The sequence below is a fragment of the Salinithrix halophila genome, assembly GCF_042650125.1.
Taxonomy (GTDB): domain Bacteria; phylum Bacillota; class Bacilli; order Thermoactinomycetales; family DSM-45169; genus Salinithrix; species Salinithrix halophila.
In genome coordinates, this window is sequence record NZ_JBHSAP010000004.1 from 127,830 (window position 1) to 144,543 (window position 16,714).

A 16,714-nucleotide genomic window follows, 5' to 3' on the forward strand; every position below is an offset into this window, starting at 1 on the left:
AAAGGGCATCCTTTTTTCCGTTCTGTTATACGCGATTGTCATCGTCTTTCTTTTCGTCTGGTTTCTCGCCGTCCCCATCCGGTTCGGAGACTTCTTCTTTGCCCTGGATGTTGACGGAAACGTCGGGATCATCGTCGAGGGGTTTATCCAGCTTGCCTTTATCCATCAGCTGCCGGATTTCCTCGGCGTCCAGGGTCTCTTTTTTGTAAAGAGTCTGGGCGATCAATTCGAGCTTATCCCGCTTTTTATTCAGGATTTCTTTAGCTTTCTTGTAACACCGGTTCATCATCTCTTGCATTTCCTGATCGATCTCATAAGCGACGGCATCAGAGTAGTTCTGCTCATGTCCGAGATCCCGTCCCAGGAATACTTGCCCCTGACTACGTCCGAACTGCATCGGAGCAAGGCGTTCGCTCATCCCAAATTCCGTGATCATCCGACGAACAATGCTGGTCGCCTTCTCGAAGTCGTTATGAGCGCCGGTGCTGATTTCACCGAAAACCACTTCCTCGGCGGCACGACCGCCTAACAGGCCAGTCACCCGATCAAGGAGCTCGTTTTTGGTCATCAGGAAACGGTCTTCCTTCGGAAGCATGACCACATAGCCACCGGCCTGACCGCGGGGAACGACGGTGATCTTGTGCACCGTGTCGGCATGCTCCAGGAAATACCCGACAACGGCATGACCACCCTCATGGTAGATGATCGTCTTTTTCTCCTTCTCGCTGATGACACGGCTCTTTTTCTCCGGACCAGCGATCACTCTGTCGATCGCCTCTTCAATCTCAGACATGGAAACCTTCTTCTTCTGTCGCCGAGCAGCGAGGAGAGCGGCCTCATTCAGGAGGTTTTCCAAATCAGCACCAGTGAAACCGGTGGTTCGTTGGGCGATCGTTTTGAGCCTGACGTCTTCATCGAGAGGCTTGTTGCGGGCGTGCACCTTCAAGACCGCTTCCCGCCCCTTCACATCAGGCCGGTTAACGGTGATCTGCCGGTCGAAACGCCCCGGCCTCAACAAAGCAGGATCGAGAATATCCGGGCGGTTGGTAGCCGCGATCATGATAATTCCCTCGTTGGCTCCGAAACCGTCCATCTCGACGAGCAACTGGTTCAGGGTTTGCTCCCGTTCGTCGTGGCCGCCGCCCAGTCCGGCGCCCCGTTGGCGACCAACAGCATCGATCTCATCGATGAAGATAATACAGGGAGCGTTTTTCTTCGCCTGTTCAAAAAGGTCCCGTACCCGGGAGGCACCCACCCCGACAAACATCTCGACGAAGTCGGAACCGCTGATGCTGAAGAAAGGCACACCCGCTTCTCCGGCTACAGCCCGTGCGATCAGAGTCTTACCGGTACCCGGAGGCCCTACAAGCAGAACCCCCTTCGGAATGCGAGCCCCGACGGCGGAAAATTTACGGGGATCTTTTAGGAAATCAACGACCTCAACCAGTTCCGCTTTTTCTTCATCCGCACCAGCCACATCGCCAAAGGTGACTTTTTTCTTCTCCTCATTGTACATCTTGGCTTTGGATTTGCCGAAATTCATGACCCGGTTGCCGCCGCCCTGGGCCTGATTGAGCAAGAAGAAGAAGAGGAGCAGGATGATGATAAACGGTACTATGGACGTAAAAAAGGTAAGCCAGAGCGAATCGCCTTTGGCCTTGTCGTATTTCACCTTGGTTCCGTGTTCTTTAAAAGCCTTTTGCAACTCTGGAACCACTGTGCTTCCCTCGGCGTAGGGACCGTTAGTCACAAAGGTCTTGCCCGGCTGTCCCTTGTATTTCCCTTCGATGTGGTATGTGTTTCCCTCCGGACGAGCGGTTACTTCCGCAAATTGTCCGTCCGCCAGCTTCTGCTGGTATTCGGTATAGGTTAACTGTTCCGTCTCCGTCCCTTGGTTGTATAAAACATTTACAATCCCGACGGTGACAAGGATGAGAATAATATATAATCCGGAATTCCGGAAGATGCTTTTCATCCTTGACCTCCTCTCAAAATACCACTTTCATCATTTTACCACAGCCGGTAATGGGTCACAACTGGCGCTAAACGCTGTAGATCTCTTCTTTGAGGACCCCGATGTAGGGGAGGTTGCGATACTTTTCTGCATAATCGAGTCCATAACCGACCACAAAGGCGTCGGGGACTTCGAATCCGCTGTAATCCGGTTTTAGGCCCGTCGTGCGGCGAGTCGGCTTATCCAACAGGGTAACCACTTTAGCCGAAGCCGTATTCCGACCCCGGAGCAATTCCAACAGATAACTGAGGGTGAGTCCGCTGTCGATGATGTCCTCGACCACGAGGACATGACGTCCTTCCACCGGAGTGTCCAGGTCCTTCACGATCCGGACGACCCCAGAAGATTGCGTATAGGCCCCATAGCTGGAGACGGCCATAAAATCCATCTCTAGGGGGATTTCCATCCGGCGTACCAGATCAGCCATGAAGGGAGCGGCCCCCTTCAGCACACAGATGCACAAGGGGTTCTTGCCTTCATACTCTTGGGAGAGTTGTTTACCAAGCTCTCTCACCTTATTTTGGATGACCTCTTCGGAAAGCAGGATCTCTTGGATGTCGTCGTGCATGGGGAACCTCCTGAACGAATTATGTATACCGCACAGCCGTCGGCCTCAGCTTCCGGATTCTTCCCACGCCATATATAAAAACCGGCGCGTCTCCTTACTGACCAGAGCTTTCTCGGACCGTGCCACCCCCGGAATCCACAGGATTTCCTCGCTATGTAGGATCAAAGGGAGGGTATCCCGCAATCGACGGGGAACTTTGGCATCGATGAGAATATCCTTGACCTTTTTCGTTCCGCCCAGCCCTTTAGGGTGCATACGGTCACCCGGTCGACGGAAGCGAACCGTCAGCGTCTGATTCAGCCTGTCCAGGTCAAACACAGCGATATGTCCGGAAAGGTGTTGGGAAGAAATCAAGTTGGAGCGGATAAAGGTACGGATCCGGCCGACAGGAAAAACCGTTTCCCCCGGGATATCGAGCCGGGTGGGGACCGAGGGAATGGAAACGGATGAAGTCGTCTCCGGGGAAGTGCGAAAAACGCGAATCCGGTCATATTCCCTCTCGGCCCTCAGTCCCCCAGGAAGATGGAGAAAAGCTGAAGGGTCGGGTCCAGCAGCCAAATGCCGGACCCCTTCGACGGCGGATAAAGTCACTTCATTTGCTTCTTTTTCCACAAGACAATTTAATATTAGTTTAATCACCCTTCTTTGTAAAGCGACATCCAAGTCGGAAAAACGCCGGACATTTAGGACGAATGGGCCCTCCTTTTCACGGGTAGCCACCTTCTGGAGAGCCTCCTCTTCCATCCTTTCCCATACAGATGCCTCTTCAGCCGCCAGCCGGTTCAACTGGAGGATAGACTCCCTGAAGCGAGGATTATACTCCTCCAACAGAGGAAGGAGTTCCAACCGAATACGATTGCGTGTAAATCGCACCTCTCGATTGCTCTCATCGAGCCGGGGAACCAGCCCCCGTTCCCTACAGTAAGCTTCCACCTCAGCCCGTGATACCCCCAAAAGGGGACGAACCAATTGGATGCCGTTCCAAGAACGGGAGACAGGGATCCCAGCCAAACCAGCCGGGGAAGTGCCACGGAGAATACGCATCAGCACCGTCTCAACCTGATCGTCTGCTTGGTGAGCGAGAGCCAGCCGATTGGCATCCCGGCGGGCTGCAACCCGGGCAAAAGCCTGATAGCGGAGGCGGCGGGCGACATCCTGCTTGTTTCCCCCGCTTTCATGGAGGGCGGTACTCACATCTACCCGCTCTACATCACAGGGGAGCCCCCACTTGTCGGCAGTTTCGCAGACGAAAGCCGCATCCCGGCGGCTTTCCTCCCCACGTAATCCATGATCAACATGAACGACGAAGAGCGTCCATCTAAACTCCGGAGCCAGCCCCCTAAGCGCGTGGAGTAGAGCAAGGGAATCTGGCCCCCCGGACACGCCTACCAATACCCGACTTTTTTCGGGCAAGAGATCATACTCATCGATCCATCGGCGCATTTCGTCGAGCAGCATGACTGGCCTCCTCCACTCCCGCATCAAGCATAAAACCCGGGGCCCCATCCCCGGGTAATATACCCTGCTGAACCGTCTTCAAAGCATAAACGATCCACCATCATTCTTATGCCCATTGTAGCTTTTTTTGTCCTCGGATTCAATTTCCGTGCACACCTCGGCCATAACCGTCACAATCCCGCCACATGCTTCCTGGTCAGTCTGGACATGCCCGGCAATCGGATGGTGGCCCATTCCGGCACGTGCCGTTCCACTCGTGCTGCTATGACAGTCATGTCGTCGTCGATCTCTCCCCCGTGATGACGCACCACTTTTTCCAACAAACAGTCAGCAAAACCCTGAGGATCTTTGGTATCGATCCCGGCAATCAGTCGTTTCATGTGCTCCTCCTTGTTCGAACTGAAACGGGGAGCATCATAGATGCCGTCCGTAACCATAATCAACAAATCCCCCGGCATCAGTTGCATATCCACCGACTCTACTTCGATCTCCCGTAGAATGCCGAGCGGCGGGTTGCCTGCGGAGACCGTCATCACCTCTTTTCCCCTCTTGACGAACCCGGGAGTTGACCCGATTTTTAGAAACCGGGATTGAGCAGAATTGAGATCGACCATCGCCAAATCAATGGTGGCAAACATCTCATCCGTCGAACGGAGGCTGAGAATGGAATTAATCGTCTCTACCGCTTTTTCCTCATCCATTCCTGCCTGTAAAAGCCGTTTCAGGAGCGAAAGGGCTGCACTCGATTCCTCCTGGGCCCGGGTTCCGTTTCCCATTCCATCGCTGAGCGCGACGGCGTATTTCCCAGTACCCACATTCATGTAACAGTAGCTGTCCCCCGAGAGCCACTGCCCGCCCTTGGCAGCTCCAGCCGTGCCGGTCCAAATCTCAAAACGCTGGGCCGAACCCAGGGTAACCACCGCTCCCGACGCACGCCCCTGAACCACCTTCCGTTGAACGGCGATCGGTTCCCCCACGATCTCCGTCAAAAGCGGTGCCACCAGTTTTCGGCATTCATCCAACCCGTCCTTGTGGGGCATGGTCACTTCGATTTCTACTTTCCCCTCCTCCAGATTGATCACTTCCACCCGTTGAATAGAAAGGCCCAGGTCCTCTAAGGATTGGTGAATCTGTTCTTCCTGGGCAGCCATCACCTGGGTTTCGTTACGGATCTCCTCAGCCAATTCGGACATCACATTCGCCGCACCGTCCAGCTGGTCTGATACCAGACGACGGGTCTCCTTCAGCCTTTCTTGCCAGACCATGGTTTGTTCATAGGAAACATATTCCTCCCGAACCAAGTCCAACACTTTCTCCCCTTTGATACACTGATCCGACCAGGATCGGGGCACTTTTAAAGGCTTGTCCGCTCCGTTCATTTCAACGAAAGCCATTAAATCGGTCATCCCATTATAGGTGGATACAAAATTTTTCTCCCAGCACTGCCGGTATAGATGGCAGGACTTGCAGGAGCGCTCAGCCACCTCATCGATAAACCGATTCATGTGGTTTTCGTCCCGTCTTGCCGTCCGGTTGGCATCTTCACGAAAACTGCGGGCCAGCTCGCTGAATAACTCGTTGAACTGGTCCACTTTGGCTGCTGTCACATCCCTCAACCTGCGTACGTACTCTTGTTGCGCCGTCTCATTTTCCATCGTCCCGGGGATAAACCGTCCCATCGTCTCTAACAAAGTTTTGGGAGTCAGCAGGAAGAGAAGCATCCCAAACACCGATTCCCGGAGAGATGTCCAGACTTCCGCCGTACCTGCCCCATAGAGTGCCAGGATGGACGTCCCCAGCATAAACCCAATCGCTACCCCCCACCGCTTTCCTTCCCGAAACAACCCAGCCAAAAGCCCTGCAAAAGCAAGCAGGCTGATCTGCGCGTAGGCCCCGCTGTCCGACAGGCTGAGGATCATCCCGGTCACCACCCCCACTGAGGCGCCGAGCATACCCCCGCCCGCCAAGGCCAATAACATGATCAGATACCGGGAAACCACATTCACCACCGACATCCCTGCCACCGTCCAGCCTAGAGTCCCCGTCACCACTGAGCCGGCCAGGATCACCAAGCAGATGATCTCCTCATGCCGCAGGGAAAACTTCTTTCGCCGGACGGTAAAAAGGGGGAGGGATTGGACGAAAATGAAGGTCAAGATGAAGGAGAGGAGAATATCCACCCCTGCCATCATCCCCCCGTAGGAAGACCATCCCCCAAGGTACAGCTTGAGAAGGTGGGCCCCGGTACTGGTAACCAGTACCACGAAAGGGGCGAAATTGAGTTGTCCCCTTTTTAGCCAGAAAAAAACCTTTTGCACCACCAACAACCAGAGCAGTACCCCACAGATCCAGGCCGCCTGGGCAGCTCCCAGCGTAGAGGCTCCGAGGACGAGAGCGACCATCGCCAGCGGCCATTGACGCCTGGATAAATGCATCACCACCCCCATGTAGGCGACCGCAAAAGGGGAAATCGTGTCCAGGATCATTGCCCGTCCTAACAAAAAACCCATGATCAGGACTGGAAGGTTCCAGGAGACTACTCTATTCGCCACACGTTTTGACCGGGAAGAATCCAAAATAAGCTTTCCAAAAGGCCGGGTCAGGATCGATCCCCACCGGGAAATTCGCGTTTCCATTTTCACATCCACCCCTTTGTCCATCGTGTGGGGCTAATTATAACGAGGGACAAGAGGAAAGTTTGTCACAATTGCGGAGCAGGCGAAAAAAACTTTCCGACAATTTACCAGCAGAAAACTTTCCAGTTTGCGTCATTAGGTAAGAAAAAATTAACGGACAAAAAAGAGGAACGTATATTCCTATATCGCCACCTCCTTAAACCCTGTTATTTGTGTCCGTCTGTGTCGAGGAAGCCCGAAACCTCCCCCTCTCCGACAAAACTTTTGAAAAACAGCTCCTTTTCGGAAATAGCGTTTGACAAAAGACGCAAAGAAACCGCCGCAAGCGGCGGTTTCTTTTTCTTCCATCATGGAACTAGCTCTGTTTGCGGGGGGAATCCGTCAGCGGAAACATCGTCGCCTCATGAATATAGCCCGGGATAAACGTGCGGTTGGTGTGGAGCCGGATCATCTTGTCCAGGGTCTGCAGGGTGTAGACTTGTTGCCGTTTTTTCAGCTGGCCCTTTTCAATGGCGGCGGCGAACTCGTCCACATCAATCAGATGATAACGGCCATCGGGATAAATGATCATGTCTAGAAGTAAGTCCACCATCACATAGCGGAGGCGGCCCACCTGCCGCATCTCCATCACGTCGCAATAGTAATATAGGAATTCCCCTGACCGATGGAATACTTTGGAGATGGTATATCCCTTCTTGACGAAATACCAAGTGAGGAAAATCCGCTTGCCGTCGGGGTTGGGATACTGGGTGGCAAAACAGTGTCGCCCCCGCCAATCCCTCACCTTCTCGGTGTAGGTCTTGTTGATCGTCGTAAATTTAATCTTTTTTATGGTGACATCCACAATACCACTCCCACACCCGCTTGTAATCAGGGCCGAACCAAATACCCGGATATAGGATTCCCCACACCCGGCCTCTCCAACCGGGAGGCCGCCCGGCGGTGCGGGATAAAATAAAAAAAGGCGAATGTTTCCCATCATTTGGGGATGAACCTCGCCTTCCCTTTGGTAGCGGCGGAGGGTCTCGAACCCCCAACCTCACGGGTATGAACCGTACGCTCTAACCAGTTGAGCTACGCCGCCACATTCAAAAGGGGAGGTGTCAGGCTTAGGGTTTCCCCCGGGGCCTGAAACCCTTCCCCTTTCCTTTTTAATTTGGTTGCGGGGGCAGGATTTGAACCTGCGACCTTCGGGTTATGAGCCCGACGAGCTGCCCCTGCTCCACCCCGCGTCAGTCACGAATATTATTATATAAAGGATCTGCGACTGTGTCAAGGGTATTTTTCAATTCCGATGGCTGGCAACATGCTACGGATAGAGGAGGTATTTCTCCCGCTCCCTTTTGAATTCCTTTAGTTCTTTCTGGAAACCGGCTAGGATCTTCTTGGCGGGAACCCCTGCGTCAATCCGGGACCGGACCCGGTCGGACCCGGTCAGTTTGTCGATCCAATAGGAATCTCCGTCTTTGCGCCAGGCAAAATCTTTGGGATAGAGCCTTTTTGTCTCCTGAATCACCGTTAGGCCGGTCAGGATTGGGTCAAACCGCTTCGGATCCTCCACGTGAAGCTGGACTCCGCCCACGGTTTTCCCTTGATATTTGGAAAAAGTCGGGGTGAAGTAGGCCTCCCGGAAAGAGACTCCCGGAAGCCCAGCATCATTCAGGGCTTCGGCCAATTCCCAGCCTTTGATGTAAGGAGCCCCTAATAACTCAAAAGGGCGGGTCGTTCCCCGGCCTTCGGAGAGGTTCGTCCCTTCAATCATGCCGGTACCGGGATAAACTAGGGCCGTATCCAAGGTGGGCATATTCGGGGATGGAAGCACCCAGGGAAGTTTCGTGTCAGAGTACAGCTGCTTCCGCTTCCACTTTTTCACTTTGACGATGTCCAAATCCACTTGGTGCTCGAGGAATTCGCCGTTGAACATCTTGGCCAATTCCCCGACGGTCATCCCGTGTCGCTGCGGAATCGGGTAGAGTCCTACAAAGGAGCGGTACTCCGGCTTTAGTACAGAGCCTTCTACCTTGGTGCCGCCGATCGGGTTGGGGCGGTCCAGTACCATAAAGGGGATGTCCCGCTGTGCGGCCGCCTCCATTGCATAAGCCATCGTGTAAATATAAGTGTAATAGCGCGTCCCCACATCTTGAATGTCGAAGACAAGTACATCCACCCCGTCGAAGAGGGGAACCATCTCACCCGGCTTCTTTCCATAGAGATTGATGAAGGGTAGTCCCGTACGAGGGTCCTCATAGGAACCGGGCTCATCCCCGGCCTGTTCACTTCCCCGAACACCGTGTTCCGGTCCGTACACTTTCACCACGTCGATCCCTTCATCCAACATCGCATCCAGGGCATGTCGGTAGTCCCGCGTCATCCCGGTCGGGTTGGTGATAAACCCCACCTTTTTCCCCTTCAACAGTAGAGGATATTCCAAAAGCACCTCCAGGCCCGTTTTCACCTTTCCCTCCCGTTTGCCGTTCACCTCGTCAGAACCTAGCAGACTGAAGGACACTACCATGACCAATCCCGTTATCCACGCCCGCTTTTTCATCCCCATTCCCTCCCCGTGCCCGCCTTAAATAGGAAAGCCCTCTTCGATTCTATGCTGGATTCCCTGTGTCCATAGCCTTTTCCCCTTTAGGATTCCCCTAATTTTTTCTTTCACGTGCCTGCCGATTCCTTTCCCGTTTTTCATTGAGCTTCAACTATAATACAATGAGATGGATTCCATGAAGGAGCCTTTGCCCTATGAATGGTAAACTGAAGAGGTTGACACCTGTACAATTAATCGTGATTCTCTATTTTACAGCGATTCTGATCTCCACCATCCTGCTGTCCTTGCCGATCGCCCACCGTCCGGGTGTCCAACTTCATTTCCTAGATGCCCTATTCACGGCAAGCAGTGCGGTCAGTGTGACAGGACTCACTGTCGTCAACACCGCCGAAACCTTCAGTCCTGTCGGTATCACTTTTCTCCTTGTCATCCTTCACTTCGGCGGCATCGGTTTTATGACACTGGGTACCTTTCTCTGGTTGGCCACAGGCCAACGCATTGGCATTCAACGCCGGCAGATGATTATGGTGGATCAGAATCAGACCGATCTGTCCGGACTCGTACGCCTGATGAAAAACATTCTGTTTCTGTCCCTGTTGATCGAAGCAGTCGGGGCGCTGGTATTGGGTCTATACTATTATTGGGTATACGGCTACAGTACAGCGGATGCCCTACTCTTCGGTGTTTTTTCTTCTGTCTCCGCCTTTACCAACGCGGGTTTCGATATCTTTGGGAATTCTCTCTTCCGCTTTTCCGGGGACTACTTTGTCCAGTCCGTTACCATTCTATTGCTGATTGCTGGTGGAATCGGATTTCCGGTCTTAGTAGAAGCGAAAGAATGGCTGTTCGCCTCTGATCGACGCCGTTTTCGTTTCTCTCTCTTCACCAAGGTGACCGTCACGACCTATTTTCTCCTGCTGGCTTTTGGGGTCATCACTCTTTGGCTGCTAGAATCCGACCGCTTTCACGCAGGCATGTCATGGCATCAAACGTTTTTCTATACTTTGTTCAACTCGGTGACCACTCGCAATGGAGGCCTGGCGACCATGGACCTCAACGAATACTCTTTGCCTTCCCAGCTAGTGATCTGCTTTTTAATGTTCACTGGTGCGAGTCCATCCAGTGTAGGTGGAGGGATACGGACCACAACCCTGGCCGTTGTCATTCTAACGGTCATCAGTTATGCTCGGGGGCAAAACCATGTCCGCCTTTTCCGCAGGGAGTTTCTGGATACGGATGTAAAGAAAGCCGCTATTGTATTTGTCACTGCCGTTATGCTGGTCTCCCTCTCCACCATTCTCTTGGCTGTGGAACAACCGGGAGCCCCCTTTAACCAAGTATTGTTCGAAGTCTGCTCTGCCTTTGGAACCACCGGTCTATCGCTGGGAATTACACCGGATTTGACCCAACCGGGGAAATGGACCATTCTCACTTTGATGTTTGTCGGTCGAATCGGCATCCTCTCCTTATTGTTCCTGATGCGCAACCCTACCTCACCTGATGTATACCGCTATCCACGGGAACGGGTCATCATCGGATAAATGTTTAACAAACAAAGAAGCCGTCTTCCCATCCAGGGAGACGGCTTCTTTGTTTTCAGGGCTGATCAGGTAAGTCGTACACTTCTTCATTCAGCTTCCTGTAACCCATCTTTCGTGCCAACTCGTCCAAATATGCCTCATCCTGAAGGAGTTGAATCTCCTTTTTCAGGGCGGCCTGCCGCTTCTTTAGCTGGACCAATTGTTTCTGCTTCACTGCCAGTGCGGCTTCCCGTGCCTCGATACGCTGGGATTGGCCCCAGAGTTCTACCCCGCTCCATATGAAGAAGGTTAGCATCAGGAGCAACCAGATCCACCGGCGGCGGCGAACCCCTGGATGCAGGGCACGGGGTGGCTTTTTGTCTTGACCCGGTTGGGAAGATCGGGACGATCGTATAGAGACGACATTGGCTGGGCTTCCTTTGTTCACCATTCCTATCATCCTTTATCCAAGCAAAATCCAAACGGTAGCTCCCTGTTCATCTAAAAAACCGAGACAGTTCTAGGTGCCAACCGAATGATCTCGAGGGGAGACGGTTTCGGGAGTCACCCACAAATGGGAGCCCTACTCGTCTCCATTGTTGTCCCGGCGCTTGAATAGACGGATCAGGATGTGAATTCCCTTCAACGCCGGGCGCCAAACCGGTTCGGCCCAATCACGGATTCTCCTTCCAAATGGGGCGAACAGGCGGCCAACCGGGGCAAGGAGCCGTAACAGGATACGCAGGATTCCCCGAAATAGAGCCGTCACCAGCAGGAGTAGCCGGAGAATCAGCGACCACAGAGTAGCCAGCGGGACCCATAAGGTCAGGTATAAAACCCGGAGAGACAGGTGAATCGTATATTCCACCAGCCGCAGGCCCCATTGGATTACCCGTGTCACAGCAGGGCTAAACCAGGCATGATAGGCGAGCCAGCCCATCACTACGGCGACGAAGACGGTAAACCGGAGTTCCCCCCAGTTGCTCCACATCAAAAGTCCGAACACGATACCGGCTGCCGCCGTCCAATACAAAAGGTCGACGAGGGAAATCACCCAGCCTCTCAGGCGAAAACGACGGGCCATTATCCGGTAGGTATCCAGCAACATGCCCATAAGCCAACCGGAACCCAGCATCATTCCCAGCGTCATCCACTGGGTAGAGAGTGTCACCGGAATAACCTGCCCAAGAGGCTTTTTGCCTTCTCTCCGCGAGGAGCGCCGTCATCCAGATAGCTCATTTCGTAGAACTCTCCCTGGATCGCGACACGCCCCGCTTCGAGATCCAGGCTTTTAATGTGGAGGTTGTTCCCCCGGATCCCTAAGTACCCGCATTCCGTCTGAAGAAGAAATTCTTCGCTGTCGAAGCTCTCCACCCCGATAACCCCTGAGACGTCAAGGGAATTGCGACCGACCATCACCACTTCGTGAGAAGCCCCCGCCGTAACCACTTCCTCCATCATGGGCATGTACCCCCTTTCGGTACATGTTATGACCAAGGACAGGTTTTAGAACCCGGCGGGGACTGGTCTCAACTCCCAGTTCCGTCTCTATGTGGAGCCGATTGTTCAAGAAGCGTGTAAAGTTCGCCGGCTTCCGCTTTTTTGGTGGTCTCTTTGAGGGAATCCACCCGCACTTTCACCGTTTGGTTCCCATAACGGACGGTAAGGGTGTCCCCCACTTCCACTTCAGTGCCGGCTTTAGCAGTCTTGCCGTTTACTTCTACCCGGCCCTGATCACAGACTTCTTTTGCCAGGGTGCGTCGTTTCACCAGCCGGGAAACTTTTAGGAACTTATCCAACCGCATGGTTACTTAACGGCTTCTTTCAGTTTCGAACCTGCTTTAAAAGCGGGCACATTGGATTCAGGAATCGTGATCGTCTGGCCGGTCTGGGGATTGCGACCGCTGCGGCTGGACCGCTTACGGGTTTCAAAGGTACCAAAGCCGATCAGCTGTACTCGTTCACCAGAACCGAGGGCACCAGTCACTTCATCCACGAAACCGTTGAGTACGGCTTCCACATCTTTTTTGGTCATCCCGCTTTTTTTCGAAATCCGATCGATCAACTCTTGTTTGTTCATACAGAAAAAGCCTCCTTCTTTGAGGTGTGGGATATATACTTTCCGTCCGCCCCTTCAAATTCCTGCTTTACCGGATCAATTATTCCTTTTCTTTCGCCTCATTCCACCAGGAGTCCAACGTATCCAACGGGAATTCCCCGACGGCCTTGCCAAACCAGCGTGCCCGTTCCTCAACATGATGGAAGCGTCGGGTAAATTTCCGACAGGAAGTGAGTAAGGCCTGTTCCGGATCGACCCCAAATTTCCGGCTCAGGTTGACAGCGGAGAAGAGCAAGTCTCCCATTTCCGCTTCCTGGGTTGCTTCCTCCGCATGAAACAGTTCCTCCACTTCTTCCAGTAACTTCTCCTTGGCACCCGTTGCATCCTCCCAGTCAAAACCCGCCTTGGCCGCTTTTTTCTGGAGCTTATAGGCTCGGAGAAGGGCAGGAAATTCCGAGGGAACCCCTGCCAACAAGGAGGGGGCCTTCCCTATTTCCTCGGATCGTTCCCACTGTTTGATCTCGTCCCATTTTTGCTTGACCTCAGTCGCATTTTCCAGCTTCGCATCCCCGAAAACATGGGGGTGGCGCCGGATCAGCTTATCAGCGAGATTCTGGATCACATCCCCAAGATCAAAGGACCCCTCTTCCCTCCCGATCTGGGCGTGAAGAAGCACCTGCAACAGCACATCGCCCAACTCGTCGGCCATCGCATCGGGGTCCTCTTGGGAAACGGCCTCCAGGAATTCATAAGCTTCTTCCAACAGATATGAGCGCAAGCTCTCGTGTGTCTGCTGACGGTCCCAAGGGCAGCCGTCTGGGGCCCGAAGGCGGGCTACGATCCCGGTCAGGGTGTCCAGGCGACGGTGCAATACAGCCTCAGAAGAAACAGGAGGGAGATAGACGGAAGTAAGATTGGTAAATCGGTCTTCCCGATCCAGTTCACAGAGAGGGACCTGGGTAATCGACTCCTCTCCGGCCACTCCCAGGGCCGTTGCTACGGTGACGAGGGTTTCATCCGGGTAAATCTCCATGAGAGAGAGCTTTACCTCAGAGGCGGTCATCCGATCGTAAACCTGAGAGATAAGAAGATGACAACGGGGATCCAATTGATCCCCATCAAGGACCGTTCCGTCCAGAAGCAGGAACCCGTCGTTCGGATCAATGGCCAGCCGGGCAAAAGCGGTATCCAGGAAGCTGCCTCCCCCTTGGATATCTAGAACGATCCCATGGTCTCCCGCTTCAGCCAGCAACAACTGAACCGTGGTCTCCGCTACCATGGGATGACCGGGGACAGCATAGGTAACCTCCCGTCCCCTGCCGGCCTCCTCCAATAACGTATCGGTAATCTCCCGGTAAACACCCGCGAAATCGGGATGTTTTTCATAGACGGGATCAAAAGTTGTAAAACGGACTCCTTCCCCACGCAGCCAAGGCACTACTGGGTGTTCCCCCGTTCGCAACCACAGGTGTTCCGCCTCCTTCAATCGACGGAAGGTGCCGAGAGAGAGGCTTTCCTCATCCCCAGAACCTAAGCCAACGACCATAATCTTCCCCATGGTATTCCCTCCTTCAGGATTTCAACAAACGAAAACGGGTTAGGAGCCGGACTAGCTTGTGCCCCGCCTTAGGGATCCGCTCCAACTCCTCCCGCGTTAATCCGCCGAAACGAAACAGAGCGAGGGCATAGACCAGAGCGCCGACCGTGACACCCCCGAGAGCCGCCCCCGTCATCTCCCCCCGAAGGCTAAAGAGGCCGGAAATAGCTGCTCCCATCCCCGCCGCCGTCCCCCAGGCTGCTACTCCCATGGCGAAAGTGGCTGCAATCAGGGGTGGTAGCTTCCGACGAAAACGGAACAGGGTATGAACCCTACCCTTCAAAGCGACCAGGTTGAGGATGGCAGCCACTGCATACCCGGCAACCGTGGCCAAAGCGGCTCCTCGAATGTCCATACCCGGTATCAATAGCCAGTTGAGTGCCAGCTTCACCCCGACGCCAATCAACAAGTTGCGCGCCGGTATCATCACATCGCCGAGCCCTTGCAGAATTCCCGAGGAGGTGATCGCAAGAGTGGAGAAGAGGGTCGTGAAGGAGAGAATCATTAAGGCTCTTGTCCCTGCATTGTCCTGGAACAGCATGATATTCGTTGGTTCCGCTACCACGGCCAGTCCCAGGGAAGCAGGAATCCCAAAGAGCAGGGTAAGGCGGAGCGCTAATGCCGAACGCTCCATCACTTCTCCTTCGTCCCTTCGGGCCCGGGAGGAGGCTACCGCCGGGACGATCGACAGCGAGAGCGCCGTGGCAAAGAAAGAAGCAAACTGGATTAAAGGCTGCCCCCGATCATACACACCCTTCGCCTCCACTGCCGCCTCCGCCTTCCAGCCGCTCACCGCCAACAGGTTGGCCACGGTAAAGGAATCCGCCAAGGCAAACAGGGGAAGCACCAATGCCCCCAAACAGATAGGAATAGATAGGTGGAGCAAGGTGCGTATGAGCTTCCATCCCGGCTCCGGGTTAGCGGGGCCTCCTGAATTTTTTGCCTGAGCCGCCTGCAGACGACCCTGTCGTCGGTTCTGGTTCCAGTAAAAAAGAAGGACAGCCAATCCGGCCGCCGCCCCGGTAAAGGCTCCAAAAACCGCCCCGGCACCCGCCCAGACGACTCCAGAACCCCTCTCCATGAACCACCAAGCGAGAAAAAGGATCGTTGCCACCCGTACTCCTTGCTCTACAACCTGAGAAACGGCGGTTGGTGTCATATTCTGATACCCTTGAAAAAATCCCCGAATCACCGACATAAAGGGAACGAGCAACAAGGCAAAAGAGACCGAACGGATCGGCAAAGTCAAGAGCTTTGCACTTCCCATCCAATCTGCAATCCACGGCGCCCCAAGGTACAACACGATAAAGAAAAGAAAACCCGAGACGCTCAGAATCCCGGATGAAAGGCGAAACACCTGCCGAGCTCCCGGCTCATCCCCCTCGGCAAGCCGCTCGGAAACCAGTTTCGAGATTGCTATAGGCACCCCCGCCGTCGCGATGGTCAACAGGGTACTGTAGAGGGGGTACACCTGCTGATAGACAAAGAGCCCTTCGTTTCCAGTAATATTTTGATAAGGAATCTTATAAACGGCACCCAGGAGTTTCGTGATAAAGGCAGCCACACCCAGGATCGCGGCCCCTTTCAGCAAGGATTGTTTCTCCGATGTCATGGGACCCTCCTTTCCTGTCCCGGCAGGCCCACTCCAGTATACACCCTACCGCCCAGGGATTGTATGTCCCCATGAGAAAAAGCAGGCGCATCGCCTGCTGAATGCCCCGGACCGGGCGGAATTCTACTGTTCCATTTGTTTTCCAAGGAAAGCAGCTGCTGTGCTTGCAATCTTCATCTCGACGTCCCCCATCTTGGTCCCTTCCTTCTTGGAGAGGAGGATCACCGCTCCGATGGGGTCGCCACCGGCGTTGATGGGTACAATAATGTAAGATTCGTAAGGCTCCGGCATATCACGGATAATCTCCGCCCGTGCGGGAGAGGTTTCCTGCAGGGGTCTTCGCTGATCCATACAGGTTTCTACGATCCCCCCAATAGGTTTGTCCAAGTATTCCTTTTTGGATGCCCCGGAGACGGCGATCACGGTATCCCGGTCACAAATTAATGTGATGTGCTGCAGGCTTTCATAGAGGGATTCAGCGTATTCCTTGGCAAAGTCCCCCAATTCCCCTATCGGGGAGTACTTCTTCAGAATCACTTCACCATCGCGATCAACGAATATCTCTAGAGGGTCCCCTTCCCGGATGCGGAGCGTTCGGCGAATCTCCTTGGGAATAACGACCCGTCCGAGATCGTCAATGCGACGAACGATGCCGGTTGCTTTCATGGGTCTTGATGCCTCTCTTTCTGGATGGGTGTT

Annotated in this window: 15 protein-coding genes and 2 tRNA genes; 1 reads left to right on the forward strand and 16 read right to left on the reverse strand. The window is 53.9% G+C overall.

Translation table 11 applies throughout. The annotated features are described in order from the left end of the window. Positions 1 to 25 precede the first annotated feature (25 nt). The 8 genes from ftsH to ACFOUO_RS01720 all read right to left on the reverse strand — a co-directional run bounded on the left by ftsH (position 26) and on the right by ACFOUO_RS01720 (position 9,224). A complete protein-coding gene (ftsH, locus tag ACFOUO_RS01685; protein WP_380701511.1) occupies positions 26 to 1,975 on the reverse strand; it encodes an ATP-dependent zinc metalloprotease FtsH in 1,950 nt (649 codons plus the stop codon). Between the two features lie 67 nt (positions 1,976 to 2,042). Continuing rightward, on the reverse strand, positions 2,043 to 2,582 hold the full coding sequence (gene hpt, locus ACFOUO_RS01690) for a hypoxanthine phosphoribosyltransferase (RefSeq protein ID WP_380701513.1): 540 nt from the start codon (positions 2,580 to 2,582) through the stop codon (positions 2,043 to 2,045). A 45-nt stretch (positions 2,583 to 2,627) separates the two neighbouring features. Beyond that, the gene (gene tilS, locus ACFOUO_RS01695) at positions 2,628 to 4,040 is read right to left on the reverse strand and encodes a tRNA lysidine(34) synthetase TilS (protein WP_380701515.1); all 1,413 of its coding nucleotides are present in this window, start codon (positions 4,038 to 4,040) and stop codon (positions 2,628 to 2,630) included. A gap of 170 nt (positions 4,041 to 4,210) precedes the next feature. Beyond that, positions 4,211 to 6,676, reverse strand: coding sequence for a stage II sporulation protein E (gene spoIIE, locus ACFOUO_RS01700; protein WP_380701517.1), 2,466 nt, complete (start codon positions 6,674 to 6,676; stop codon positions 4,211 to 4,213). Between the two features lie 355 nt (positions 6,677 to 7,031). Continuing rightward, positions 7,032 to 7,520, reverse strand: coding sequence for a DUF402 domain-containing protein (locus tag ACFOUO_RS01705; RefSeq protein WP_380701519.1), 489 nt, complete (start codon positions 7,518 to 7,520; stop codon positions 7,032 to 7,034). Between the two features lie 163 nt (positions 7,521 to 7,683). After that, positions 7,684 to 7,760, reverse strand: a tRNA-Met gene (locus ACFOUO_RS01710). Positions 7,761 to 7,833: 73 nt separating this feature from the next. After that, a tRNA-Met gene (locus ACFOUO_RS01715) sits at positions 7,834 to 7,908 on the reverse strand. A gap of 77 nt (positions 7,909 to 7,985) precedes the next feature. After that, entirely contained in the window at positions 7,986 to 9,224 is a 1,239-nt protein-coding gene (locus ACFOUO_RS01720) for an exo-beta-N-acetylmuramidase NamZ family protein (protein ID WP_380701521.1), read from the reverse strand. A 197-nt stretch (positions 9,225 to 9,421) separates the two neighbouring features. On the opposite strand from ACFOUO_RS01720, the gene ACFOUO_RS01725 reads away from it, so the two are divergent. Continuing rightward, positions 9,422 to 10,768 (forward strand): TrkH family potassium uptake protein, encoded by a 1,347-nt coding sequence (locus ACFOUO_RS01725; protein WP_380701523.1) that lies wholly within the window; start codon positions 9,422 to 9,424, stop codon positions 10,766 to 10,768. 55 nt (positions 10,769 to 10,823) lie between these two features. Here ACFOUO_RS01725 and ACFOUO_RS01730 read toward each other — a convergent pair whose 3' ends face one another. From ACFOUO_RS01730 to spoVT, 8 genes are all read right to left on the reverse strand, one after another. Continuing rightward, positions 10,824 to 11,198 carry an FtsB family cell division protein gene (locus ACFOUO_RS01730; protein WP_380701525.1) on the reverse strand — a complete coding sequence of 125 codons (375 nt, stop codon included), beginning with the start codon at positions 11,196 to 11,198 and terminating at the stop codon, positions 10,824 to 10,826. Positions 11,199 to 11,330: 132 nt separating this feature from the next. After that, entirely contained in the window at positions 11,331 to 11,918 is a 588-nt protein-coding gene (gene yabQ, locus ACFOUO_RS01735) for a spore cortex biosynthesis protein YabQ (protein WP_380701527.1), read from the reverse strand. Then, entirely contained in the window at positions 11,915 to 12,208 is a 294-nt protein-coding gene (yabP, locus tag ACFOUO_RS01740) for a sporulation protein YabP (protein ID WP_380701529.1), read from the reverse strand. Before yabP ends, yabQ begins: the two co-directional genes overlap by 4 nt. 68 nt (positions 12,209 to 12,276) lie before the next feature. Then, on the reverse strand, positions 12,277 to 12,552 hold the full coding sequence (locus ACFOUO_RS01745; protein WP_380701531.1) for an RNA-binding S4 domain-containing protein: 276 nt from the start codon (positions 12,550 to 12,552) through the stop codon (positions 12,277 to 12,279). A 2-nt stretch (positions 12,553 to 12,554) separates the two neighbouring features. Further along, the gene (locus tag ACFOUO_RS01750; RefSeq protein WP_380701533.1) at positions 12,555 to 12,827 is read right to left on the reverse strand and encodes an HU family DNA-binding protein; all 273 of its coding nucleotides are present in this window, start codon (positions 12,825 to 12,827) and stop codon (positions 12,555 to 12,557) included. Positions 12,828 to 12,906: 79 nt separating this feature from the next. Next, positions 12,907 to 14,364: a bifunctional methyltransferase/pyrophosphohydrolase YabN gene (locus ACFOUO_RS01755; RefSeq protein WP_380701535.1), complete on the reverse strand. Its 1,458-nt coding sequence runs from the start codon at positions 14,362 to 14,364 to the stop codon at positions 12,907 to 12,909. Positions 14,365 to 14,377: 13 nt separating this feature from the next. After that, entirely contained in the window at positions 14,378 to 16,015 is a 1,638-nt protein-coding gene (locus ACFOUO_RS01760) for a putative polysaccharide biosynthesis protein (protein ID WP_380701537.1), read from the reverse strand. A 123-nt stretch (positions 16,016 to 16,138) separates the two neighbouring features. Next, positions 16,139 to 16,681, reverse strand: coding sequence for a stage V sporulation protein T (gene spoVT / locus ACFOUO_RS01765; RefSeq protein WP_380701539.1), 543 nt, complete (start codon positions 16,679 to 16,681; stop codon positions 16,139 to 16,141). Between the last annotated feature and the right edge of the window lie 33 nt (positions 16,682 to 16,714).